The 24,231-nt window shown below is 70.4% G+C and carries 21 protein-coding genes; 10 read left to right on the top strand and 11 right to left on the bottom strand.

The window, feature by feature from the left end:
• Positions 1–70 precede the first annotated feature (70 nt).
• Both ACU5E9_RS06750 and ACU5E9_RS06745 read left to right on the top strand, forming a co-directional pair.
• Positions 71–1,831 (top strand): DUF222 domain-containing protein, encoded by a 1,761-nt coding sequence (locus tag ACU5E9_RS06750; RefSeq protein ID WP_456812847.1) that lies wholly within the window; start codon positions 71–73, stop codon positions 1,829–1,831.
• 96 nt (positions 1,832–1,927) lie between these two features.
• The gene (locus tag ACU5E9_RS06745) at positions 1,928–2,722 is read left to right on the top strand and encodes an HAD-IA family hydrolase (protein WP_456812846.1); all 795 of its coding nucleotides are present in this window, start codon (positions 1,928–1,930) and stop codon (positions 2,720–2,722) included.
• Here the strand turns inward: ACU5E9_RS06745 and ACU5E9_RS06740 are convergent.
• Entirely contained in the window at positions 2,688–3,287 is a 600-nt protein-coding gene (locus ACU5E9_RS06740; RefSeq protein ID WP_456812845.1) for a DUF2510 domain-containing protein, read from the bottom strand. The two genes, ACU5E9_RS06745 and ACU5E9_RS06740, sit on opposite strands and share 35 nt — an antisense overlap.
• A gap of 51 nt (positions 3,288–3,338) precedes the next feature.
• Here ACU5E9_RS06740 and ACU5E9_RS06735 point away from each other — a divergent pair, with 51 nt between their 5' ends.
• Positions 3,339–5,027 (top strand): CYTH and CHAD domain-containing protein, encoded by a 1,689-nt coding sequence (locus tag ACU5E9_RS06735; RefSeq protein WP_456812844.1) that lies wholly within the window; start codon positions 3,339–3,341, stop codon positions 5,025–5,027.
• A gap of 24 nt (positions 5,028–5,051) precedes the next feature.
• Here the strand turns inward: ACU5E9_RS06735 and ACU5E9_RS06730 are convergent, their stop codons facing one another.
• Positions 5,052–5,510 (bottom strand): MarR family winged helix-turn-helix transcriptional regulator, encoded by a 459-nt coding sequence (locus tag ACU5E9_RS06730; RefSeq protein ID WP_456812843.1) that lies wholly within the window; start codon positions 5,508–5,510, stop codon positions 5,052–5,054.
• A gap of 69 nt (positions 5,511–5,579) precedes the next feature.
• On the opposite strand from ACU5E9_RS06730, the gene ACU5E9_RS06725 reads away from it, so the two are divergent.
• Positions 5,580–6,389, top strand: coding sequence for a tryptophan-rich sensory protein (locus tag ACU5E9_RS06725; protein WP_456812842.1), 810 nt, complete (start codon positions 5,580–5,582; stop codon positions 6,387–6,389).
• Positions 6,386–7,993, top strand: coding sequence for an MFS transporter (locus tag ACU5E9_RS06720; protein WP_456812841.1), 1,608 nt, complete (start codon positions 6,386–6,388; stop codon positions 7,991–7,993). The genes ACU5E9_RS06725 and ACU5E9_RS06720 overlap by 4 nt, the downstream gene beginning before the upstream one ends.
• A gap of 152 nt (positions 7,994–8,145) precedes the next feature.
• Here the strand turns inward: ACU5E9_RS06720 and ACU5E9_RS06715 are convergent, their stop codons facing one another.
• The 5 genes from ACU5E9_RS06715 to ACU5E9_RS06695 all read right to left on the bottom strand — a co-directional run bounded on the left by ACU5E9_RS06715 (position 8,146) and on the right by ACU5E9_RS06695 (position 14,060).
• Complete coding sequence (locus ACU5E9_RS06715) at positions 8,146–8,424, bottom strand: HPr family phosphocarrier protein (RefSeq protein ID WP_456812840.1); 279 nt, start codon at positions 8,422–8,424, stop codon at positions 8,146–8,148.
• Between the two features lie 96 nt (positions 8,425–8,520).
• Positions 8,521–10,209 (bottom strand): phosphoenolpyruvate--protein phosphotransferase, encoded by a 1,689-nt coding sequence (ptsP, locus tag ACU5E9_RS06710; RefSeq protein ID WP_456812839.1) that lies wholly within the window; start codon positions 10,207–10,209, stop codon positions 8,521–8,523.
• A 46-nt stretch (positions 10,210–10,255) separates the two neighbouring features.
• Positions 10,256–12,307 (bottom strand): PTS fructose transporter subunit IIABC, encoded by a 2,052-nt coding sequence (locus ACU5E9_RS06705; RefSeq protein ID WP_456812838.1) that lies wholly within the window; start codon positions 12,305–12,307, stop codon positions 10,256–10,258.
• Positions 12,304–13,275, bottom strand: a complete 972-nt coding sequence (locus tag ACU5E9_RS06700; RefSeq protein WP_456812837.1) for a 1-phosphofructokinase family hexose kinase — start codon at positions 13,273–13,275, stop codon at positions 12,304–12,306. The genes ACU5E9_RS06705 and ACU5E9_RS06700 overlap by 4 nt, the downstream gene beginning before the upstream one ends.
• Positions 13,272–14,060 carry a DeoR/GlpR family DNA-binding transcription regulator gene (locus ACU5E9_RS06695; RefSeq protein WP_456812836.1) on the bottom strand — a complete coding sequence of 263 codons (789 nt, stop codon included), beginning with the start codon at positions 14,058–14,060 and terminating at the stop codon, positions 13,272–13,274. The genes ACU5E9_RS06700 and ACU5E9_RS06695 overlap by 4 nt, the downstream gene beginning before the upstream one ends.
• Positions 14,061–14,659: 599 nt before the next feature.
• Here ACU5E9_RS06695 and ACU5E9_RS06690 point away from each other — a divergent pair.
• The 5 genes from ACU5E9_RS06690 to ACU5E9_RS06670 all read left to right on the top strand — a co-directional run bounded on the left by ACU5E9_RS06690 (position 14,660) and on the right by ACU5E9_RS06670 (position 21,381).
• Positions 14,660–15,262 carry a DUF559 domain-containing protein gene (locus ACU5E9_RS06690; protein ID WP_456812835.1) on the top strand — a complete coding sequence of 201 codons (603 nt, stop codon included), beginning with the start codon at positions 14,660–14,662 and terminating at the stop codon, positions 15,260–15,262.
• Positions 15,263–15,339: 77 nt separating this feature from the next.
• Positions 15,340–16,509 (top strand): exonuclease SbcCD subunit D, encoded by a 1,170-nt coding sequence (locus ACU5E9_RS06685; RefSeq protein ID WP_456812834.1) that lies wholly within the window; start codon positions 15,340–15,342, stop codon positions 16,507–16,509.
• Complete coding sequence (locus ACU5E9_RS06680; RefSeq protein WP_456812833.1) at positions 16,506–19,550, top strand: AAA family ATPase; 3,045 nt, start codon at positions 16,506–16,508, stop codon at positions 19,548–19,550. Before ACU5E9_RS06685 ends, ACU5E9_RS06680 begins: the two co-directional genes overlap by 4 nt.
• A gap of 75 nt (positions 19,551–19,625) precedes the next feature.
• Positions 19,626–20,924: a S1C family serine protease gene (locus tag ACU5E9_RS06675; protein ID WP_456812832.1), complete on the top strand. Its 1,299-nt coding sequence runs from the start codon at positions 19,626–19,628 to the stop codon at positions 20,922–20,924.
• Positions 20,925–20,991: 67 nt separating this feature from the next.
• Positions 20,992–21,381, top strand: coding sequence for a DUF2834 domain-containing protein (locus ACU5E9_RS06670; protein ID WP_456812831.1), 390 nt, complete (start codon positions 20,992–20,994; stop codon positions 21,379–21,381).
• A 27-nt stretch (positions 21,382–21,408) separates the two neighbouring features.
• On the opposite strand, the gene ACU5E9_RS06665 is transcribed toward ACU5E9_RS06670, so the two are convergent.
• The 4 genes from ACU5E9_RS06665 to ACU5E9_RS06650 form a co-directional block, all read right to left on the bottom strand.
• The gene (locus ACU5E9_RS06665; protein WP_456812830.1) at positions 21,409–21,792 is read right to left on the bottom strand and encodes a tyrosine-protein phosphatase; all 384 of its coding nucleotides are present in this window, start codon (positions 21,790–21,792) and stop codon (positions 21,409–21,411) included.
• A gap of 86 nt (positions 21,793–21,878) precedes the next feature.
• Positions 21,879–22,514 carry a Pr6Pr family membrane protein gene (locus ACU5E9_RS06660; RefSeq protein ID WP_456812829.1) on the bottom strand — a complete coding sequence of 212 codons (636 nt, stop codon included), beginning with the start codon at positions 22,512–22,514 and terminating at the stop codon, positions 21,879–21,881.
• 165 nt (positions 22,515–22,679) lie between these two features.
• Positions 22,680–23,516, bottom strand: a complete 837-nt coding sequence (locus tag ACU5E9_RS06655; RefSeq protein WP_456812828.1) for an amino acid ABC transporter ATP-binding protein — start codon at positions 23,514–23,516, stop codon at positions 22,680–22,682.
• Entirely contained in the window at positions 23,503–24,171 is a 669-nt protein-coding gene (locus tag ACU5E9_RS06650; RefSeq protein WP_456812827.1) for an amino acid ABC transporter permease, read from the bottom strand. The genes ACU5E9_RS06655 and ACU5E9_RS06650 overlap by 14 nt, the downstream gene beginning before the upstream one ends.
• Positions 24,172–24,231: the final 60 nt, after the last annotated feature.

The following is a 24,231-nucleotide window of genomic DNA, read 5'->3' as shown; positions in this document are numbered from 1 at the left end:
TTGCGATATTGGCCTGTGGATAAGGTGACGTTTCCTCGCATAAACCTCCCATTCGTGGGAGAATGTAGGTATGGACGACGACCTGGCAGGTGGTTCCACAGCAGCGACGGGAGGCCCTCCCGCCGCTCAGCCGGCCGCGGACTGGAACACCAGCCTCGCCGTCCCGGCAGCGGAATTTTCTCCGGCGGCACCAGCGTCAGATGCGCGTGGTGACTCCAGGGTAGGCGGCGCCTCCGACACCGCCGGCTCCGGTCAGCTACCCGGTAAGCCGCGCCCGGAGTGGCGGGATCCGGCCGATCTGCCGACGGTGCAGCGGGCGCTGGAAGGCGGTTTCGGCGACCAGCTCCGGGTCCTGAACAACGCTGTGCACACCCTGCAGACGGTCATGGCAGCGATCGAGGTGGAGGGCCTCAGCGACCCGGAGGTGATCGCCCTGACCCAGGTGGTCGAGCAGGCCGGCCGCCCCGTGGATGCCGCCCGGGTCCGCACGGCCACCGCGGTGGGCTTCCGCGCGCGGCGGGCCCTGGGCCGGGAGTCCCTGGCTTGGCGGCTCGGCGCGTCACACGCCAACGACCTGCTCACCCGCCTGACCGGCACCTCGTCGGCGGAAATGAAACGACGCGTGCTGCTGGGCGAGAAGGTCGCCCCACGCGCCGTGGGCGGAGTGGTGCTGGAAGCGGAGTTCCCCCTGGTCGCGGCGGCGCTGACCGCCGGCGAACTGGGGATCGATGCTGCGGAGACCATCGTGAAGGGCCTGGCCGATTACACGGCCCAGGGCCGGTTGTACGCGGACCCGGCCGCGGTCGATCGGGCCGAAGCCGACCTCGTCGAACGCGCCACCGGGTCCATCTTCGGCCGCACCCCGGGCCCCGCCGACCCCGCCGACCCGGCGGCGGCGACGGGTCCGGTCGGCCGGCTCGGCGACTCGGCCGGGTTCACCTACCCGGCCAACGAGATCACGAAGATGACCGCGCGCTGGCAGGCCGTGCTGAACCCCGACGGGGCCGCCCCGAACGACCCCGTCCTCGAAGCGAAATCCACCTTCTCGTTCGGCACGAAACGCAACGGTCTGTATCCGCTCCGCGGCGGCGTCACCCCCGAGCTCAAGGGCACCATCGAAGCCCTGTTCAACACGTTCCAGTCCGCCCGCAGCGCACCCAAGTTCCCCTCCGCGGGGGAGCAGCAGCGCATCGAGGCCGGCGAACTGGTGCCCGGCGAGATCCTCGACGAGCGTACCGGCGGCGAGAAACGGGCCGACATCCTCCGCGGCATCCTCACCCAGGTCGCCCAGGACCCCCGCACCCCCACCATGGGCGGAATGCCGCCGACGGTGATGGTGCACGTAAACGCGACCGACCTGCTCGCCGACGTCGGCGTGGGCTGGATCGACGGCATCGACGGGCCGGTATCGATGACGACCGTCAACCAGATGATCGACAACGGCGGCATGCAACCCGTCTACCTGGCCACGAACGGGGCCGTCCTCGCCCTAGGCCGGAAAACCCGGTTCTTCAACCGGGCGCAACGCCGAGCCATCACCGCCCGCGACGGCGGCTGCATCATCGCCGGCTGCACCTCCCCAGCACAATGGGCCGAAGTGCACCATGTCGTGCCCTGGTACAAAGGCGGACCCACCAACGTCGACAATGGGGTGCTGCTCTGCTGGTACCACCACCACACCATCGAGACCTCCGGCTGGGAGATCCGCATGGTGACAGGCGTCCCGCAGGTCAAAGCGCCCGCCTGGATCGACCCGACCGGGAAATGGCGCACACCGGACCCCCACCGCGCCCACGACCCACGCACCCGCAAACCGCCGCACACAGAGTGACGGCACCCGGGATTCAGCGCCCCGCCCGCGGCTTCGTTAGGGTCGAAGGAGGAGCATGACTGCGATCACGACGATGCTCCGGAAATGGGAATCACCATGACGACCTCCGAAAACCCGGGCGGCACCATCGGCGAGAGACTGGCCGGCGCCGGTATCGAGGCCGACCTGCAGGCCATTCTGAAGGCCGTCCCCGAAGCCGTTCCCGACACTGAGGCGCACGCCGTCATCGGTCGTGTCTTCCAGGGCGTTCTCTTCGACATGGACGGCACCCTCGTCGACTCCACCAAGGCGGTGAACCGCTCCTGGCGGCAATGGTCGGATGAGATCGGCCTGGGCGCTCTCTTCGCCGGAGTGCAGCACGGCCGGCCGGCGCGCGAGATGGTCGCCGACCTTGTCTCCGCCGACAAGGTCGAGGCGTCGATCGCCCGGGTCACCGAACTCGAACTCGCCGACACCGACGACATCTCCATCCTGCCCGGAGCCGCCGAACTGATGGCGAGCCTGCCCGAGGAACGCCGGGCGATCGTCACCTCGTGCAGCCACGACCTGTGCCGCATTCGGATGGCCGCGGCGGGCTTCGAAGCGCCGGCCGTCGTCGTCACCATCGAGGACACGGCCAAGGGTAAGCCCGCTCCCGACCCGTTCCTCGAGGCCGCCGACCGCCTCGGCCTCGATGCCCGCCAGTGCGTGGTGATCGAGGACGCACCCGCCGGCCTGGCCGCGGGCCGGGCTGCAGGCTGCGCGACGATCGGCGTAGTCGGCACGCACTCCGCCGCCGAACTGGACGCCGACCTCGTGGTGCCCAGCCTCGACCGCCTGCGCATTGAACTACACGACCACGGTGTGGTCTTTTCGATCACCCCGGAAACGGCTGTCCCAGCGACGCCATAAGCAGCTGGGCGGAGGCAGTGAAAGACACGATCAGCCCCAACACGGCGACGCCCGTCCACACCCAAATCGGCGCGAGCCCTCGTCCGATCCGGTGCTGCACGATGATCGACCGGCCGACGACATACACGCCCGCCGACAGGAACGCCCACGCCCAGTGGAACGGGCGCACATAGCCGGCCCGTAACAGGGTGCGCCGGTCGAGGAAGGCGAGCGCGACCGCGGCGCCGTAGATGGCCAGGCCCAGCGCGGTGCGAATCAGGCCGGAAGGCTCGAACGCTTGCTCGAACTGGCCACCCGGCTGCGATGGGACGGTCAAGGTCAGGGACGCTGCCGGGATCACCAGCGCACCCAGGGTTGACAGCAACGGCAGGAACACGATCGCCCAGAGACTCGCGGTGAACACCGGGGTCTCCGCAGGCAACGGTTGCTGCACCGGCGGGCCGAGCTCGGCCGGTCCCATCACCGCTGTGGTCCACTGCGTGCCGTCCCACCACCGCAAGCCGGCGCCACCGGCCGGATCGGCGTGCCAACGCGGTTCACCGAGTTCTGGTGCTGTGGCCGTCATTTCTTCCCCCAAAGTTTCCGCCGGATGCGTCCAAGGTAGTAGACAAGTCACATGACTGGGCGCGAACAAACCGAAATTGAACGCAAATACGACGTCGAGGAGCCCACCCAGATCCCGCAATTCGACGGTGTGGATGGTGTCGCCGAGGTCACTCGGCACGATCCCTTCACCCTCACCGCGGTGTATTACGACACCGCCGAGAACGACCTCGCCCGCCGGCGCATCGTGCTGCGCCGCCGCGAGGGCGGCGGCGACGAGGGGTGGCACCTCAAGACGCCGGCAGATGAAGGCCGCACCGAGGTGCACTGGCCGCTGACCACCGGCGACGGTGACGATTCGTCGGCCGGCCCGGTGCCCGCCGCCGTCCTCGAGCCCGTGCGCGCCATCGTGCGCGACCGTCCGCTCGCCCCGCTCGCACGGATCAGCACCGTCCGCACCACCGTGCACCTGCACGGAGCCGACGGCGAAGCCCTCGCCGAGGTCGCCGACGATGCGGTGTCCGCCTCCGACGCTCGCGGCGGCACCTACCGCAAGTGGCGGGAATGGGAGGTCGAGCTGCTGGACGGCGCCCCGGACACCCGCACGAAGCGCACCCGGCTGCTCGATGACATTGAGGCCGTGGTGCTGGCCGCCGGCGCGCGGCCGTCCTCCAGCGTCGCCAAGATCGCCCGGGCCGTCGGCGCCGACTCGCTCACCGACGTCCCCGCCCCCGCCGTGCTGCCCGGGCTGCTTCCCACGCCGGCGCTACAGGACCCCGACTCGGTCGCGGTCATCGTGGTCGGCTCCCTCCGGCAGCTCACCGGCGACCTGGTGCGGGCCGATCCCGCGGCCCGGGCGGATGCGCCGGACGCGATCCACCGGATGCGCACGATCGTGCGGCGCCTGCGCAGTCTGCTCGCGGTCTACGGCCGCCTCTTCACCAAGCCGGAGGTGTCGGATCTCCGCTTCGAACTCAAGCAGCTCGGCATCGAGCTGGGCCGTGCCCGCGACGCCGAGGTGCGCGGGCGCCGGGTGACCGACGAACTCGCCGGGGTTGAGCCGCACCCCACGGGCGACGCCGAGATCCGTCTCATCGGCGGAGCACGCCGGGACTACGCCGACGGCCTGGAGCGCGCCCGGAGCTACCTGCTGAGCAGCCGGTACTACCGGCTGCTCGACGCCCTCGACAGCTTTGCGGACTGGCCGCCGCTGACGGAGAAGGCGGGGAAGCCCGCGCCCGCCGAGATCTCCCGGGACCTCACCAAGGCGGTCACCGCCATCAGCCGCGCGGCCGCGCGCGTGAGTGACGCGGACGACCCGGAAGCAGCCCTGCACGAGGTGAGGAAGGCTGCCCGCCGGCTCCGCTACGCGGCCGACGCCGTGGCGCTTGCGGAGCCGGTGGTCCCCGTCCCACCGACCGCGACGACCGTCGGCAAGAAAGCGAAGAAGAAGGCCAGGCAGAAGGCGAAGGCCAAGCGCACCGCCGCCGCGGCCCGCTTCGCAACCCGCCGCCGCCGCTACAGCGAGATCGCGCGCGCGGCCAAGCCGTTGGTGAAGCGGCTGGGCGAGCGACACGACAGGCTGCTCTACATCGAGGAACTCGAGCAGGCCGCCCAGGCCGCCCACGAGGACGGCGAGAACACGCTGCTCTACGGCCTGCTGGTGGCCAGGGCCGAGGAGCTCGAGGATACCGTCGCCGTGGTCCTCGCCGACACCGAGAACTCGGTTCGGCGCCTGGAGCGGCTGGTCACCAAGCTCTGACCCGCGGTCCCCGACGAACCGAGGTCACCAGCGCCGTGCCGACGACGCCGCGATGATCTGCAGCAGGGCGGCCCTGAGGGCATCGGCGTTCTCCAGCGATGGAAAGATGTCGGCCTCCAGGGTGCGGGCCTTATGCCACGCCGCGGTGCCGGCATCCGTGCGGGTGACGAGGTGACGCCTGGCATCACGTTCATCGCGGATGCGCGCCACCAGGCCCTCGCGCTCGAGCCGGTCCAGGGTGCGTGACATCGTCTGGGTCTGCACGCGGGCGTCCCGGGCCAGGTCCGTCTGGCTCTGCGCACCGGAGCCCAACAGGTGCAACACGATCAGGCCGGCGTGAGTGAGGCCGAGCGAGTCGAGGGCATCGACCCAGGCGTGCTCCACCAGCCGGGCGGCCGTGGAGAGCAGCCGACCGTTCGGCCACTCGGCCATGCCGCCACCGGGGGAGACGGCAGCCTGGTCGTCGGATTCGGGAGTGGTCACCCTTTCAATGTACTGCTACCGTGGTTTAGTCAGCTAGCTGATCAATTGGTCCGCACAAAGGAGATTTCAATGTCAGTGTCCCGTGACCTGCCCCGGCAGGCCACCGTGCTGCTCAGCGCGGTGCTCGCCCTGGCCGGGTCGTTCATCGGCTCCGGTGCCGCGGGCGGTACGCCCATCCAGGACGCCTCCGGCGGCGCCCTCGCCGCCGACGCCACCCCGATCGCCCCGGGTGGGCCGGCCTTCGCCATCTGGACCCCGATCTACGCCGGCCTCGTGATCTACGCGATCTGGCAGTTCCTGCCCCGCCAGACCCGCGACCCCCGGCAGCGCCGGCTCGGCTACGCGATCGCGGCGTCCCTGCTCCTGAACGCGGCCTGGATCCTCAGCGTGCAGTTCGACCTGCTCTGGGCGAGTGTCCCGGTCATCGTCGTGCTGCTCGCGGTGCTGGTCTGGATCTTCCTCATCATCCTCGACACCCGGCCGCGCACCCTCATCGAGACCGTGCTGGTCGACGGCACGATGGGCCTCTACCTCGGCTGGGTCTGCGTGGCCACCGCCGCCAACATCTCCGCGGTGCTCGTCGCCGCGGGCTTCACCGGCTTCGGCCTGTCCGCCGACGCCTGGGGCGTCGTGGTGATCGCGGTCGCCGGCCTCGTCGGCGTGGTCCTCGCCATCGTCGGCCGCGGCCGGCTCACCCCCACCCTCGCGCTCTGCTGGGGCCTGGCCTGGGTGGCCGTCGCCCGGCTCACCGGCGACCTGCTCTCCACCCCCACGGCCGTGACCGCGATCGTGGCCGCCGTCGCGGTCGTCGCCGTCACTGTCGTGCTCCGCATCCGCGCCCCGCGCCGGCTGCGCGCGAGCGAACCGGCCCGCGCATGACCGGGGCCCGCCGCCGCTGGTTCGGCCTGGTCTTCATCAGCATCGCCGTCGCCCTGATCATCGTCGACTCCACCATCGTCAACGTCGCCATCCCCTCGATCATCGACGACCTCGCCATCACCTCCACCCAGGTGCAGTGGGTGCAGGAGAGCTACACACTGGTCTTTGCGGCGCTGCTGCTGGTCTTCGGCACGCTCGCGGACCGCTACGGCCGCCGCCGCATCCTGCTCACCGGCGTCGTGATCTTCGCCGCCGCGTCGGTCCTCGCGGCCCTCGCCCAGACCGGCGACCTGCTCATCGCCTCACGGCTGGTGCAGGGCATCGGCGGGGCGATGGTGCTGCCCACCACCCTGTCGCTGATCAACGCCACCTTCCGTGGCCGCGACCGAGGTATCGCGTTCGCGATCTGGGGTTCCACCATCGGCGGTATGGTCGCGGTCGGCCCGCTGCTCGGCGGCTGGCTCACCACCTACTTCTCTTGGCGGTGGGCGTTCGGCATCAACGTGCCGTTGGGCATCATCATCGTGGCCGGCGTGTTGGTCTTCGTCTCGGAGTCCCGTGACACCGGGGTGCCGCGGCGTATCGACGTGGTCGGCGCCGTGCTGAGTGTCATCACGAGCGCCGCCCTGGTCTTCGGGCTCATCGAAGGGCGCACCTACGGCTGGTGGCTCACCAACACCGCGCCCACCCTGGGCGACTGGACCTGGCCGTTCACCCTGTCGATCATCCCGGTCGCGTTCCTGGTCACCCTCATCGCCGGCGCCGCCTTCATCTGGTGGGGCCTCCGGCGGCAGCGGTTGGGCAAGTCGACCCTGCTCGCGTTCTCGCTGTTCCGTATCCCGTCGTTCCGCAACGGCAACATCGCGGCGCTGATCGTGTCGCTCGGTGAGTTCGGCATCATCCTGTCACTGCCGCTCTGGCTGCAGAACGTGCTCGAGTACGACGCCCTGCAGACCGGGTTCGTGCTGCTGGCGCTGGCCATCGGCTCGTTCGTGGCCAGCGGCATCGCCGGCGCCTTCGGCAACCGGGTGTCGCCGCTCACCATCGTGCGCGCCGGGATAGCGGCCGAGATCGTCGGCGTGGCCGGCCTCGGCACGGTGATCTCCGCGGATGCGACCTGGCTGTCGATCGTGCCGTTCCTGTTCGTCTACGGCATGGGCGTCGGCCTCGCCACCGCGCAGCTCACCGGCGTGGTGCTCGGTGACGTGCCGATCGAGCAGAGCGGCCAGGGCTCCGGAACCTCGAGCACCTCCCGGCAGATCGGGTCGGCGCTGGGCATCGCGGTGCTCGGCACGGTGCTGTTCACCTCGGTGGGGCTGTCGCTCGAGGCCAAGCTGGCCGATCTCGACGTGCCGGCGGCCACTAGCAGCCAGATTGTGGATGCCGTCGTCGACAGTGCGGGCGCGGCCATCCCGGCGCTCGACGCTCAGAGTACGGAGGTGGCGGATGCGGCGCGTGAGGCCTTCAGCGAGGGAACCCGGTATTCGGCCTACGCGGCGGCGGGGTTCCTCGTGATCGGCCTGGTCGCATCCCTGCGGCTGACGAGCCGGCGGGACGACGACCTGAAGGCTGAGGATCACCTGAGTGTGACGGCGGAGGCCTAGCGGGATCGGCAGGGACTAGTACTGTCACTGGCAGATCAGCTCGCTCGCCCTACACGAGCGAGCTGACCCAGTTAACGCCGACCAGTTAACGCCGACCAGTTAACGCCAACACCGCCCACGCCGTGAAGCGTGAGCGGTGTGAAGATCGTGCTCTATTCGGCGTCGAGGTCAGTCTCGAGGAGCTTGACGAGGCCTTCGAGGGCCTCATCCGCGCCATCGCCATCCGCGCGCAGCACGACGACCTGGCCGTTGGCGGCACCGAGGCTCATGAGCGACAGGATGCTCGACGCGTCCATGGCGTCATCGGCCGGCTCGCCCTCGAGGGCAATGGTGACCTCGATCGGCAGGGCGCCGACGGCTTCGGCGAAGATCGCCGCGGGGCGGGCGTGCAGGCCGACGCGGCTGGCGATGGTGGCGTTACGTTCTGACATGGTTCCTCCTGAAACTGTGCGGATTTACAACTGTATTGCCCACACGATGTGCTGACCCCGTGAGGCCGGCACATCGTGTGGTGTGACGCTCGGGGCTTAGAGCCCCAGCTCGTCGAGAACGGGCAGCTCGGCGCGCACGCGGGCGCGCGCTTCGAGGGCGCTCGGAGCGGCCAGGGCCACAGCGGCGAGGCGCTGGGCTTCGGGCAAGGTCACCTTCGCCAGCACGGCCGCGACGGCCGAGAGGGCACGTGCGGTCATGGACAACGTGTTCACGCCGAGGCCGACGAGCACGACGGCCAGGGCCGGGTCGGCCGCGGCTTCGCCGCAGACGCCGACAGGCTTGTTGTTGCCCTCGGCGACGGAACCGGCCACGGTGAGCTGGATCAGACGCAGCACAGCGGGCTGCCACGGCGTGTTCAATGCGGCGAGCGGACCGAGCTGGCGGTCGGCCGCCATGGCGTACTGGGTGAGGTCGTTGGTGCCGAGGCTGGCGAAGTGCACCTCGCCGAGGATGCTCTCAGCGGTCAGCGCGGCGGACGGAACCTCGACCATGACGCCGGGGGTCTTGAGTCCGGCCTCGCGGCACATGCCGGCGAAGTCGGCGGCCTCTTCGGTGGTAGAGATCATCGGGGCCATGACCCAGACATCCGCCTCGGTGCCCTCGGCGGCGGTCGCGATGGCAGCCAGCTGACGCTTGAGCACACCGGGGGAGGTGAAGTCGGTGCGGTAGCCGCGCACGCCCAGGGCCGGGTTCGGCTCGGACGCGTCGGTGAGGAACGGCAGCGGCTTGTCGGCGCCGGCGTCGAGCGTGCGCACGACGACCTTCTTGCCCGGGAACGCGTCGAAGACGCCGCGGTACGCGGTGACCTGCTCGTCGAGGGTGGGTTCTTCCTCACGGTCGAGGAAGCAGAACTCGGTGCGCAGCAGGCCCACGCCCTGGGCGCCGGCGGCGGCGGCCTTGACGGCATCCGCTGCACCGCCCACGTTGGCCAGGAGGGGCACGAGGTGGCCGTCGGCCGTGGCGCCCTCGCCGGTGAAGACCGACAGGGTCGCGGCCGTGGCGGCCCAGGCTTCGGCGGCGGCAAGCTGGTCGGCGTCGGGATCGACGCTGATGCTGCCGGCCGCGCCGTCCACGAAGACGGAGACGCCGTCGGCGATCTCCTCGACACCGGCTGCGGCAACGACGGCGGGCAGGCCGAGGGCGCGGGCGATGATCGCGGTGTGCGACTGCGGTCCGCCACCGGAGGTGACCAGGGCCAGCACGATGGCCGGGTTCAGCGTGGCCGTGTCGGCCGGGGCGAGGTCGTCGGCGACGAGGATGAACGGCTCGTCGGAGGCGGGGATGCCCGGGGCGGGCACGCCGCGGAGCTCCGCGACGATGCGCGACCGCACGTCGAGCACGTCGGTGGAGCGCTCGGCCATGTAGCCGCCGAGGTTGTGGAGCATCTCGGCCACGGAGGCCGCGGAGTCCCAGATTGCCCGCTCAGCGGAGGCGCCGTCGTTGTTGATCAACTTCACGGCGCCCTTGATGAGCATGGGGTCCGCGGCCATCAGTGCGGTGGCCTCGAGAACCGATTTGCCCGCGCCGGTGGCGCTGACCGAGCGCTGCTTGAGCTCGGCCTGCACCGCCTTTGCGGCTGCGCGCAGTGTGACGGCGGCATCCTCTGCAGTCGTCGACGAGGCCAGCTTTTCTCCAGCTGGCGGCTCGCTCACGGCCTTGGGCATCTGCCGGACGGATCCTACGATCCGGCCGGGGCTGACCCCTACTCCTGTGAAACTCTGCACAGAACTTCCTCGATTCATATTTAATACGGTAGGCAACCTACTAATGCTAGGCGGTTACCAGGGTGGTGTTGTTCAGTTCGGCGCTCTGCTCGACCGGTGCCTTGCGCACGTAGCGCTTCAGCGCGATCACGGCGAGGGCAGTGATGACCGTGCCGATCAGGATCGCGAGGATGAAGCCCAGCACGTTCTCGATGGCGAAGAACACGAAGATTCCTCCGTGCGGGGCCTTGGAGGTGACGCCCCACGCCATGGTCAGCGCACCGGTGGTGGCGGCGCCGAGCATGCTGGCTGGGATCACGCGCAGCGGGTCGGCTGCGGCGAACGGGATGGCGCCTTCGGAGATGAAGGACGCACCGAGCAGCCAGGCGGCCTTGCCGTTTTCGCGTTCGACCGGGCTGAACAGCTTGCGGTTGAGCACGGTGGCCAGGGCCATTCCGAGCGGCGGAACCATGCCGGCGGCCATGACCGCGGCCATGATCTGCCACGGTGCCTGGTTGGCCAGGGTGGCGGCGCCGAGGCCGGCGACGGCGAAGGAGTAGGCCACCTTGTTGACCGGGCCACCGAGGTCGAACGCCATCATCAGGCCGAGGATCAGGCCGAGGATGACAACGGACGCGCCGGTCATGCCGTTCAGCCAGTCGCTCAGGGCCACGGTGAGCCAGGCGATCGGTCCACCGAGAACCAGGAACATCAGCCCGGAGGCGAAGATCGAGGCCAGCAGCGGAATGATCACGACGGGCATCAGGCTGCGCAGCCAGCTCGGCACCTTGAAGCTGCCGATCCAGGCCGCGGCCATACCGGCGAGCAGGCCGCCGACGATGCCGCCGAGGAAGCCGGCACCCATGAAGCCGGAGACCGCACCGGCGACGAAGCCGGGGGCGATGCCGGGCCGGTCGGCGATGCCGTAGGCGATGTACCCGGCCAGGGCCGGAACCAGGAAGCCCATCGACAGGGCGCCGATCTTGAACAGGACCGCGCCGAGGTAGATGGCCAGGCCACCCTCCGGCAGGTTCCACAGGCTGTTCTGCAACACCACGACGTCGGCCGTTTCGGTGATGCGGTAGCCGCCGAGCAGGAAGCCCAGCGCGATGAGCAGGCCTCCACCGGCGACGAACGGGATCATGTAGCTGACACCGGTGAGCAGAGCGCGCTTGATCTTCTGGCCCATGTGCTCGTTCTCGGCGACCGAGTCGGATGCCGCGGCGCCGCCACCGCTGACGCGGCGGGCGTTCGGGTTCTCGATGGCGGCCAGGGCCTCCTCGATCATCTTCTTCGGCTCGTCGATGCCGCGCTTGACCGGCGACTGGATGACGGGCTTGCCGGCGAAGCGGTTCTTGTCGCGCACGTCCACGTCGACCGCGAAGATCACGGCGTCGGCGGAGTTGATGACCGAGGCAGCCAGCGGGGTGGCCCCGGCGGAACCCTGGGTCTCGACCTGCAGATCGATTCCCATCTCCTTGGCGGCTGCGACGAGCGCATCCGCTGCCATGTAGGTGTGCGCGATGCCGGTGGGGCACGCCGTGACGGCTACGAGGCGGCGGGTCCCGGATGCTGCATCACCCGTGGTGCCGGCGCCGGTGGGGGCGGAGGTCGGGATGGAGGTGGTGGTGCGCCCGGCGGCGGGGGAGGACGGTGCGGCGGCGGCGACCGGGGCGACGATGTCGGTGACCAGGGTCACGATCTCGTCGGAGGTCTTCGCGGCGCGCAGGGCGGCGGTGAAGTCTTTCTTCATCAGCGACCGGGCCAGCTTCGACAGGATCTTCAGGTGGTCCTGGTCGGCGCCCTCCGGGGCGGCGATCATGAAGATCAGGTCGGCGGGGCCGTCGGCGGAACCGAAGTCGACGGGCTGGGACAGGCGCGCCACGGCCAGTGTCGGCTCGGTGACGGCCGAGGACCGGCAGTGGGGGATGGCGAGACCGCCGGGGATGCCGGTGGATGTCTTCGCCTCACGGGCGAGGGCGTCTGCGTACAGGCCCTCGATCTCGGTGGCCCGGCCGGCTCCGACAACGAGCTCGGCGAGGTGCCGGATCACGGTCGCCGGCTCGGCGCCGAGGTTCTGGTCCAAAGCAACGAGCTCTGGGGTAATCAGTGCACTCACTGGTCATCCTCCTTTGGATGGGTGGCAAAAGCCGTCACGGTGACGGCGGTGGGATCGGTTTGGTTCACGGCCGGCACGGTTGAGCCGGGCAGGGATGCGGCAGCGGCGCCGTGGGCGACGGCCTGACGCAGGCAGTCCGGGGCGGATGCTCCGGCCAGGTCGCGGAGCAGGAAGCCTGCCAGCGAAGAATCTCCGGCGCCGACGGTTGAGACCGCGACGATCGGGGGACGGGTGGCGAGCCAGTAGCCATCCTTGGTCACCAGCAGGGCGCCCTTGGAGCCGAGGGTGGCCAGCACGGCGCCGACCCCCGCTGCGATCAGGGCCTGGCTCGCACGGGCGGCCAGGTGCGGGTCGGCCTCGAGGCTGTCGGAGTCGCCGATGCCGGTGAGCTCGGCGAGTTCGTCGGCGTTGGGCTTGAGCAGGTCGGGGCCGGCACTGATGGCCGCGGCCAGGGGAGCGCCGGAGGAATCGATGGCGACCTTGGGGGCGTTCGTTCCGAAGCGGCTCTTCAGCGCCAGGGTGACGTCGGCGTAGAAGCTGTCCGGGACCCCGGGCGGCAGGGACCCGGCCAGGACGAGCCAGCCGGCGCCGTCGGCCTTCTCCAGGACCAGCTCGACCAGGGCCGCCTGCTGGTCGGCGCTCAGCGCCGGGCCGGGCTCGTTGACCTTGGTGGTGGTGCCGTCGGGTTCGGTGATGGCGACGTTGCTGCGGAGGGTGGCGCCGATGGGCAGGCCCAGGTGCGGGATGCCCTGCGCGGTGAGCGCGAGCAGCACCGGGTCGGTCGCGTCGCCGGGCAGGATGGCCAGGCTCTCGATGCCGGAGGCGGTGAGCGCGCGGCAGATGTTGACGCCCTTGCCGCCGGGCTCCTGGTGCGCGTCGACCGCGCGCTGAACCTCGCCGCGGCCGAGGGGGCCGGCGAGCTCGATGGTGCGGTCGAGGCTGGGGTTGGGGGTGAGTGTGACGATCATGCGATTACGACCTCGACATCCGCCGCGGCCAGGGCCTCGGCAAGTTTGGGGGAAGGGGGAGCGTCGGTGATGAGCGCGTCGATATCGCTCAGGGCGGCGAACCTGACCAGGGTTTCCTGGTCGAGCTTGGAGGAATCGGCGAGGGCGACGACGCGGCGGGCGGAGCGCACGATGGCGGTCTTCACGGCGGCCTCGACCGAGTCGGGGGTGCTGAAGCCGAAGTCGGCGGCCACGCCGTTGGCGCCCACGAAGGCGATGTCCGGGCGCATGGCGTCGAGCATCTGCGTGGTGCGGGTGCCCACGATGGCCCGGGTGAGGCCCCGCACCCGGCCGCCGAGGATCTGCAGCGAGATGGCCTCGTTGCCGGCCAGCTTGTACGCGATGGGGAGGGCGTTGGTGATGACGAGGAGCTCGTCGCCGGGCTTGGCGGGCGTCCACTCGAGCAGGCGGTCGGCGAGCAGTTCGGTGGTGGTGCCGGAGTCCAGGATGATCGACCCGGTGGTGCTCGCGGGGATCATGGCGAGGGCGGCATCGGCGATGCGGGCCTTCTCGTCGTGGCGCTGGCTCTGGCGCTCCTCGAGGCTGGGCTCGGACATGCTGAGCCGGTCGATGGCGACGGCGCCGCCGTGCACCCGGCGGAGGTGCCGGCTGAGCTCGAGCACGGAGAGGTCGCGGCGCACGGTCTCCGGCGTGATGTCGAAGCGCACGGCGAGCTCGTTCACGGTCACCCGGCTGCGGTCGGACACCATCTCGGCGATCATCGACTGACGCTCTTCGGCGAACATCGGGCCTCCTCGACGGTGAGAACTTCAGCGGATGCACGGTGGGGACCCGCGCGCTTTTGTTACGCCCGACTTTATCCCCGCTTCCCCCCTAAAGTCAACACAAACACAGACAAACAAAGATGCCAGGTTGCCGCCGGCGGTGAGTTACGTACTTTCCGCCCTCGATTTGCAAACGAAGGCCAAAAGTCCGTAACTCACTTCCCATCGAGCCGGGAGTGTGGAGAACTTCGGCGGGAGATCGGGGGATGGGGCACTCTCGACCGATGACCGCACGCATTCCGCTCCCCGACGGTTGGGCCGATCGCCCATTCCGCACCGGCGATGCCGTGGGCGCTGGCGTGAGTCGATCGAGACTGGATGGCGGCGATCTCGCCCGGCCGTTCTGGGGCGTCCGTGTCCCGGCGCAGGGGGCGGCGAGCGGCCGGGGTTACGCGACGCGCAGCGAGGTTGAGGCGCTCTGCCGTGCACTGCTCGTGCGCATGCCGCCGGACGCGTTCTTCACTCACTCCACAGCGGCATTGCTCCTCGGCTTGCCAGTGCCATCTCGGCTAGCGCGCCTTCGGCCGCTGAATGTGGGTGTACCCGCCCCGACCCGGCCGATGGAGGCCCGCGATGTCGTCGGCCATCGTCTCAGCCTCTCGCCGCACGACCTCGTCTACCGCGGCACGCTCCGGCTCACGAGCCCGGCTCGTACGTGGCTTGACCTCGCTGCGGCCCTCACCTTGCACGAACTCGTTGCCATCGGTGACTACCTTGTGCACTGGGAATCGCCCATCGTCACGCCGGGGGAGCTGGCCGCAGCGCTGGAGGCCTATCAGGGCCGCCGAGGACTGCAACGCGCCAGGGCCGCCCTCCCACTCCTCCGGGACCGCTCCGAATCGCCCCGCGAGTCCGTGCTGCGGGTGATCATCGTGCTCGCCGGCCTGCCCGAACCCCTCTGCAACTACAACGTCTTCGACGAGGACGGGCGGTTCCTGGCGAGGGGAGACCTGGCCTACCCCGAGTACAAGCTGCTCCTCGAATACCAGGGCGACCAGCACCGCACCGACCGGGCGCAGTGGCGCTCGGACATCCGCCGCACCGGTCGGCTCGAGGACGCGGGGTGGCAGGTGCTGCAGTTCACCGACGACGACCTCCGCGACCCGGCCGCACTGGTGGCGCGCATCCGGCTGCGGTTGCGCGCGCGAGGTGCGCAGCTGTGACCCGGAAGCGAGGGAGAAGTGGGGGCACGCGCGGCGGCCAGGCGGGCTCTGTCGGTGGCCGGAGGTAGCGTGAGGGTATGAAGATCCTGCACACGAGTGACTGGCATATCGGGCGCACCTTCCACACCCACCAGACCCTCGACCACCTGCGCATCGTGCTCGACGCCCTGGTCGAGATCGTGCGTGAACGCGGCGTCGACGTGGTCGCCGTCGCGGGCGACGTCTTCGATTCCGCGACCCCGTCGGCCGACAGCTATGCGCTGCTCAGCGGCACCCTGCAGCGCCTGCACGCCACCGGCGCCCGCGTCGTGATGACCAGCGGCAACCACGACTCCGCCACCCGGCTCGGCTTCCAGTCCGAATGGGCGGGCCTGGCCGGCATCCACGTCGTCACCGGTTTCGACCAGTACCGCACCCCGATCACGATCGACGACCAGCACGGCCCCGTGCACTTCTACGGCATCCCGTTCCTGGAGCCGGCCCTGGTGCGTCACCACTACCCCGACGAGCTCCTCAAGACCCACGAGCAGGTGCTGGGCCTCGCGATGCGGCAGGTGCGTGCCGACCTGGCCGGGCGTGGTGGCCGTTCGGTGGTGCTCTCGCACTGCTTCGCGGCGGGTGTTGCCGCGAGCGACGTGGAGCGCGACATCACGGCCGGCGGCATCGACCTCGTACCGGCCAGCGTCTTCGACGGCCCCGACTACGTGGCGCTCGGCCACATCCACGGGCGTGCCCGCCTCAGCGAGCGGGTGCGGTACTCCGGCGCCCCGCTGCACTACTCCTTCGCCGAGGCCGACAAGCCGCGCGGGGCCTGGCTCGTCGAGCTCGACGCCGACGGCCTGGGCGAAGTGGAATGGGTCGACCTGCCCATCCCGCGGCGCCTGAGTGTGCTCACCGGCGAGCTCGCCGCGCTGGCGGAAGACGACGAGTTCGCGTTCGCGGAGGACGACTGGGTGTCCGCGGTTCTCACCGACCAGGTGCGTCCGCTGGACGGCATGCGCACCCTGCAGAAACGGTTCCGGCACTGCATCGAACTCAGCCACCGCCCCACAGTGACCGCCCCCACCGAGGTCTCCACGTACACGGAACGCGTGAAGCACAAGAGTGACCCCGAGATCGTCGCCGGGTTCCTCGAATTCGTGCGCAACGGGGTGGGGCTGAGCGACTTCGAGCGCGACCTCGTCGCCGAGGTCCTGGCGACGAACCCGGATGCATCGAGAGACGCCACTGCGGAGGCATCAGCGTGAAAATCACCCGGCTGCGCATCGCGGGCTTCGGCCCCTACAAGACCGAACAGGTCGTGGACTTCACCCGGTTCGACGCCGACGGTATCTTCCTGATCACCGGCAAGACCGGAGCGGGCAAGTCCAGCATCCTCGACGCCATCTGTTTTGCCCTGTACGGCTCCGTGCCCCGCTTCGACGGCAGCGAGCTGCGGCTGCGCAGCGACCACTGCGACCCGGCCGACCCGAGCTTCGTCGAGCTCGAATTCACCCTCAAGGGCGACACCTACCGGGTGTACCGCACGCCCCGGTACGAGAAGCCGAAGAAACGCGGCACCGGCACCACCACCGCGCAGCCCGACGCCCGCCTCGAGCGGCTGGTCGGGGACACCTGGGTGGGCATCGCCGCTCGCCCCGTGGATGTGGGCAACGAACTCAGCAGCATCCTGCCGCTCAAGCAAGACCAGTTCCTCCAGGTCATCCTGCTCGCCCAGAACCGGTTCCAACGGTTCCTGCTGGCCAAGACCGACGACCGGCTCACCGTGCTGCGCACGCTGTTCGGCACGCTGCGGTTCCAGCAGCTGGAAGCCGACCTGCTCGCCCGCCGCAAGGTGCTCGACGATGAACTGTCGCTCGTGCGGCACGAGATCGACGGCATCGTGGCGGCGACACTGCGCCAGGCCTGGCGGGCCGAGGACGCGGCCGACGCCGGTACCGACGACGCCGACAACACCGGCGCGCCCGCGCAGCCCGACCAGCCCGACCTCGCCTGGTTCGAAGCGCACCTCGACGCCGTCGCCGAACGCCTCTCCGTGCAGGCCGCACACGCCGACACTGCCGCCGCCGCCCTCATCACGGCCACCGCGGCGTGGGAGCGCGCCGAGGAGCTGCGCCGGAGACAGGACCGCCGGGATGCGGCCGCACGCGCGCTGACCGCGCTCGACGAGCGCGCCGCGGAGATGCTGGATCGGCGCGAGTCCCTGCGGCGGGCCGAGCACGCCGCCCGGGTCTGGCCGCAGGTGCGCGCCTGCACCGAGGCCGCCGCCGACGTCACCGCGGCCGAGGATGCCGAGACCGCCGCCCGGGCAGCGTGGCAGCGTCTCGCCGCCACTGACACTGGCACTGGGACTGGCACTGATACCCAGGCGCCGGATGCCGCCGCCCTGTCCGACCTGATCGACGACAGGCTGCGGCAGCTCGGCGGCCTGGACGAGGTCCTCGCCGACGAGCGCCGACTGCCCGACCTGGAGGCGCAGATCGCCGCGCTTCAGAGTCGCTCTGCCGACCACGTGCACGCCCTCGACATCGCCCGGCTGCTGTTGCTCGCGCTGCCGGAGCGCATCGACGCGGCGACGGATGCCCTCACCCAGGCCACCCTCGGCGCCGCCCGCGCCCCCGAGGCGGAGGCAGCCCTTGCCCGTGCCAAGGCGGCGCTGGCCGCGGCCGAGGACGTGCGCCGGCTCGAGACGGAACTCGTCGGCGTGCACCGGGCCGAACGGGAGGCCGTGGCCCGGAACACCGCCGCCGCCGTGCACTACCAGGAGCTTGTGGACGCCCGGCTCGGCGGTTTCGCGGTCGAACTCGCCGCCGGTCTCGTGAACGGTACGCCGTGCACGGTCTGCGGGGCCACCGAGCATCCCGCCCCCATGGCCGGCGACACCGAGCCCGTGACCGAGGACGACCTCGACGGCGCCAGGGCCCTGATGGGCCGCCGGCAGGCCGCCGTCGATGCCGCCCGCGCGGACTCGCAGAAGGTGGCGACCGCACTCACCGAGGCCCGCACCCGCGCCGGCGGGGGAGACGCCGATGATCTCGACATCGCGGTCCGTGCGGCACAGGACACCCTGGCCACGGCCACCGCGCACCTCGCCCGGGTGCCCGGCCTCGAGGCCGAACTGGCCCGGTTGCGCGCCGACCAGGCCGAGGCCCAGGCTGCCCTGGCCCCGCTGCAGCTGGCCAGGGACGAAGCCGCCGTGCAGCTCGCCCAGCTCGGCACCGAGCGGGACAGCCTCACCGCCCGGATCCTCGCGCAGCGGTCCGGATTCGACAGCGTCACCGAACGCGCCGACAGCCTGCAGGCCGAACTCGACGCCGCCCGCGCGCTCGGCGACGCCCTGGCGCGGTCCGCGACGGCGCGGCGCACCGCGGCGGCCCTCGCCGACACCCTCGCCGTGCAACTGAGCGAGGAAGGCTTCACCGACGAGGCCGAGGCCGTCGCCGCCCGGCTCACCCCGGCCCAGATCGACGCCGGCCAGGCCGCCATCCGCGCCCACGACGACGAGCTCGCCGCAGCACGGGGCGTGCTCGCCGAGCCTGCGCTGGCCGGACTGCCCGCCGACCCGGTCGACCTCGCCCCGGCACGCCTCGCCCGCGACGAGGCCGCCGCCTCGCGCGACGCGGCCATCGCCCGCCGTGAGTCCCTCCGCGAACGCGTCGGCGCGCTCACCGCGCTGGTGGCGGATGCCCGGGCCCGGTTCGCCCTGGCCGCCGACCTGCTCGCCACCCAGGCCCAGGTGCGCCAGCTCGCCGCCGTCGTACACGGTGACGACCCCAACACCAAGCGGATGAAGCTCGAGACCTACGTCCTGGCCGCGCAGCTCGAGGAGATCATCGCAGCGGCGAACAACCGGCTGCGCACCATGACCGGCGGCCGGTACGCCCTCGAACACGACGACGCCCTGCAGTACCGCGGCAACCAGGCCGGACTCGGGCTCGCGATCCGCGATGAGCACACCGGTCGGGCCAGGGCCACGCACTCCCTGTCCGGCGGTGAGACATTCCTGGCGTCGCTGGCGCTGGCGCTCGGGCTGGCCGAGGTGGTGTCCAACCAGGCCGGCGGCATCGCCCTGGACACCCTCTTCGTGGACGAGGGCTTCGGCTCGCTCGACGCCGAGACCCTGGAAACGGCGATGAGCACCCTGGACAGCCTGCGCGCGGGCGGCCGCACCATCGGCCTGATCAGCCACGTCGAATCGATGAAGGAACAGATCCCGGCGAAGCTGCAGATCCGGGTGACGCCGCAGGGATACAGCGAAATCGAGAGCCTTTCCTTGGTCGGGTCATAGCTCGCACATAGCTTCACCGGCTTGTCTGAATCCAGTCGCGTTCCGTCCCCGGGCGCCAAGGAAAGGACACAGAGCATGAGCGAGTCTGACGCACCGGTCGAGACGCCCCCGAAGGCCCACCACCAGCGCTGGCGCACCGGCGACGTCGTCGCCATGGGCCTCGCTGCCGCGCTGGTCGTCGGCTCGGCCGGCACCGGTCTCTTCGTGCTGGCCACGAACGCCGACACCCCCGCGGCCGCCACGGCCAGCACCCAGACCGACACCACGTCGACCACCCCCGACACGACCACACCCGACATAACCACCCCCGACACCACCGCCCCGGATACCTCCAGCCAGGACAGCTACAGCGGCCAGGCGTTCGGCGGACCAAGCGGCGGATACGGCGGGGCCGGCGGGTACGCCGGCGGCCAGACGGGCACGAGCGGCTCTGCAACGGCCACCCTCGACACCACCGCAGCGACCGACGCCCAGTCGGTGGGCGTGGTCGTGATCGACACCGAACTCGCGTACGAAAGCGCCGCCGCCGCCGGAACCGGCCTCATCCTCACCTCGGACGGCCGCATCCTCACCAACAACCACGTCGTCGAGGGGGCCACCAGCATCACGGTCACCGTGGTCTCCACCGGCACCGAATACACTGCGGAGGTGGTGGGCACCGACGCCACCGACGACATCGCCGTGCTCGAGCTCGTCGACGCGAGCGGGCTCGCCGTCGCCGACCTCGACACCTCCGGAGCCGTCGCCGTCGGCGACGCCGTCACCGGGGTGGGCAACGCCAACGGCACCGGCACCCTCACCTCCGCGGCCGGTACCGTGCTCAACCTGGAGCAGTCGATCACCGCGCAGGACTCCGACGGCTCCGACGCCGAGGACCTGACCGGACTGATCGAGGTCGACGCCGACATCGAGTCCGGCGAATCCGGCGGCCCGCTTTACGACGCCGACGGCGAGGTGATCGGCATCGACACCGCCGCCTCGAGCGGCACCGCCGACATCACCGGCTACGCCATCCCCATCGAAGACGCCCTCGCGATCGTCGACGCCATCGACGCGGCCGCCGCCACCGGCGAGGACACCGACACCATCTCGGTCGGCTACCCGGCCTTCCTCGGCATCGGCCTGGGCTCCGCCACCGAGACAGATGCCGCGCTCGTCTCCGGCGTCATCGCCGAGACTCCGGCCGAGACCATCGGCCTCGCCGCTGGCGACACCATCACCGCCATCGACGGCACAGCGGTGGCCACCGCCGCCGCGCTTTCCGCCGCCCTGGCCGGCTACGAGCCCGGCGACACCGTGACGCTCGACTGGGTCGACGCCGCCGGTGCGACCGACAGCGCCGCCGCCACCCTCATCGCCGGGCCGGTCGGCTGAGCCGACCCGCCCTGCCCCGCCCACACCAGTGTGCCGCGATCGACCAGATCGCGGCACACTGGTGTGCATGACCCCCGCAGACGCACTACCCGCCCGCGAACACCCCGCCGACGCCCGCGCGACGGCCTCCGGCTGGACCACCCTCGTCTTCGTCTACCTTGCCCTGGCTATCGTCGGGCTGATCGGCACCTGGACCTGGAACATCCAGGCGATCCTGGAGGGCGGGAACTTCATCGCCGACTGGACGATGAGCGGGCCCGCCGTCTCGTCGCTGACCACCGACCTGCTGGTCGCGGCCATCGCCGGCAGCATCCTGATCATCGTCGAGGCGCGCCGCCTCGGCATGCGCGCCGGCTGGGCCTACGTGCTGCTGGGGCTGGTCACGGCGTTCGCGTTCGCCTTCCCGCTCTTCCTCGCGCTGCGGGAACGCCGGCTGGTGCTGGCGCGGTCCAGCTGAGACTGCATCGGCTGAGACCGGCGCCGGTCAGCTCACGTCGCCGGCGGCGAAGCCGGCCTCGTCGCCGGCGAAGCGCTCCCGCAAGGCCAGAAAGTGCGACACGGTCAGGCCGTGCCGCAGCAGGTACGGTTCGGGCCCGCCCAGCAAGCCGATGGCGGCAAGGGCGTCGAGCAGTGCGGAGGGGTGCGGTTCGGCCGGTAGCGCAGAAGCCACGGCCTCGTCCTGCGGGAGCCCGGCCACCAGCAGGGCCAGGGCGAGCACCAGGCCGGTGCGGTGATCGTCGCCGGGGCCGTGAACCAGGAGCGGCCCATCATCCTCGGCGAGAACGGCGACGGCGGCGGCGAGTTCGGCGCCGCGATGGTCGACCAGATCGGCGTAGACCCGGGCCCGGTCAGTGTGGATGCCGTTCATGAAACCCTCCAGAGCGTTACCGGTCGCATGACCGGTCGGCCATGCCGTGCCCAGTGTGCGGCGTCGAGGTGAACGGCAGGTGACGCTCAGGCCGGGTCGGCCTCCAGGGTCGCCGGTTCGCGGCGCCCGATCCGGCTCAGCCCGATGGCCGCGGCCGAGATGCCGACGATGACCACGGCGATGACCACGATGTACAACAGCACCGACGGCCATCCGCCCGGTTCACCGGGGTTGAGGAACGGGTAGGTCCACCAGTCGGTGAACGTGCCGCGCAGCAGGGCGTAGGCCAGCCAGGCCAACGGGTAGATCAGCGCGAAACCGATCTGCTTCCAGGCCAGCGCGGGGCGGCCGGGCGCCACCAGCCAGTCGAGCAGGATCAGGGTCGGCGCCCACACGTGCAGAACCTCGTTGGGCCAGCTGAGGCCCACGAAGCTGCCATCCGGCGGCAGGTTGCGCAGCAACAGGTTGTAGACCACGCCCGTGATCACGGCGTATGACAGGGTCGACATCCGCACCCGGGCCAGCAGCTCGGGTTCGGCGGCCAGACGCAGCGCCAACACACCACCGACGAAGAGCACCACGACGTTCATCAGGCCGGACTGGATGGTGAAGTATCCGAAGTAGCCGGCCGGATCGAACGCATTGTTGAGGAGCTGGTCGGTGATCTGGGTGATGATCGCCGTCAGGACGAGGGCGGCCAGCAGGATGCGCAGCACCCCCACGATCCGTCGATACGGTGTGGGTCGAGACGGTGTGGGTCGAGACGGTGTGGGTTGAGTGGAGGTGCGGGCGGTCGCCGCGTCGAAATTCACCTGTTCAGGTTAGGCCACCGCGCGGCCGTCATCCGGGAGGCGGGCTGGACGGGCCTGTACCTAACAGGCCCGTGCCTAGAAAGGGAAGAGCAGCCGGTGCAGGAACTGGCGGGTGCGTTCGTGCTGGGGGTTCCGCAGCATCTCGCGGGGGTCGCCGTGCTCCACGATGGTGCCGCCGTCGACGAAGGCCACCTCGGTGGCAACCTCACGGGCGAATTCCAGCTCGTGGGTCACGATCACCATGGTCCAGCCTTCGCCGGCGAGTTCCTTGATCAGCCGCAGCACGTCGCCGACGAGTTCGGGGTCGAGGGCGCTGGTGGGCTCGTCGAAGAGCAGCAGGGTAGGGCGGAGGGCGAGCGCCCGCACGATGCCCACCCGCTGCTGCTGGCCGCCGGAGAGCTCGAACGGGTAGCTGTCGCGCTTCTCGGCGAGACCGACCCGGTCCAGCAACGCCAGCGCTTCGGCCTCGACCTCGGCGCGCGGTCGGCCCTGCACGATGACGGGGCCCTCCATCACGTTCTCGAGCACGGTCTTGTGCGGAAACAGGTTGTAGTGCTGGAAGACCATGGCGGAACGGTCCCGCAGGGTGCCGAGGGCCTTCTTCGGTACCCCGGCGCGGGAGCCGTGAGCCGGGGCGAAGTCGATGACCACGGGAGCGTGCGACGCGTCTTCCGCGCCGACGATCTCGATGGTGCCGCCGTCGGCGATCTCCAGGCCGTTCAGGCAGCGCAGCACGGTGGTCTTGCCCGACCCGCTCGGCCCGATCAGGGCCAGCACCTCGCCGCGGGCGACGGTGAGGTCCACGGACTTCAGGACCTGGTTGGAACCGAAGCTCTTCTGCAGTCCGCGAACCGTGAGCAGGGCCTGTGCGGGCGGCGTCGGGTCAGACGGAGTCTGATCAGTGGGCGACATAACGGTCCAATCGCTTCTCGAGTACGCTCTGGCCGCTGGAGAGGACGAGGCAGATGACCCAGTAGAGCAGTGCGGCCTCGAGGTAAAGGGCCATGAACTGCCCGCTGAACGCCGCCACCTGCTGGGCCTCGCGGAACAGCTCGGTGACCAGGATGAGCGACGCCAGCGAGGTGTCCTTGACCAGGCTGATGAAGGTGTTCGACAGCGGCGGCACCGACACCCGGGCCGCCTGCGGCAGGATGATGCGGGTCAGGGCGCGCCGGTGCGACATGCCGATCATGTAGGCAGCTTCCCACTGTCCCTTCGGGACCGACAGGATGGCCGCGCGGATGACCTCGGCCGCGTAACCGCCGACGTTGATCGAGAACGCGATGATGGCGCTCGGCCACGGGTCGATCACCACACCGAGCGACGGCAGGCCGTAGAAGATCACGAACAGCTGCACCAGCAGCGGGGTGCCGCGCACGATCGAGATGTACACCCGCGCGATCGACGACACCCACTGCCGCCGGGACAACCGCATCAGCGCCAGCGCGAGGGCCAGCACCAACCCGATCGCGAACGAGGACAGCGCGAGCGGGATGGTGCCTCTGATCGCACCACTCAGCATCGGCCACAGCGAATCCAGCATGAGCTGCCAGGTGGACTGGCTCATCGGGGCGTCACGCGTGTGTCAACTGGTCGTGCATCAGGTGCTCGGGGAACATCAACAGCC

The organism is Cryobacterium sp. AP23 (genome assembly GCF_054075385.1).
The sequence above is the reverse complement of the archived record's forward strand: the minus strand, read 5'-3'. Positions and strand labels throughout refer to the sequence as shown.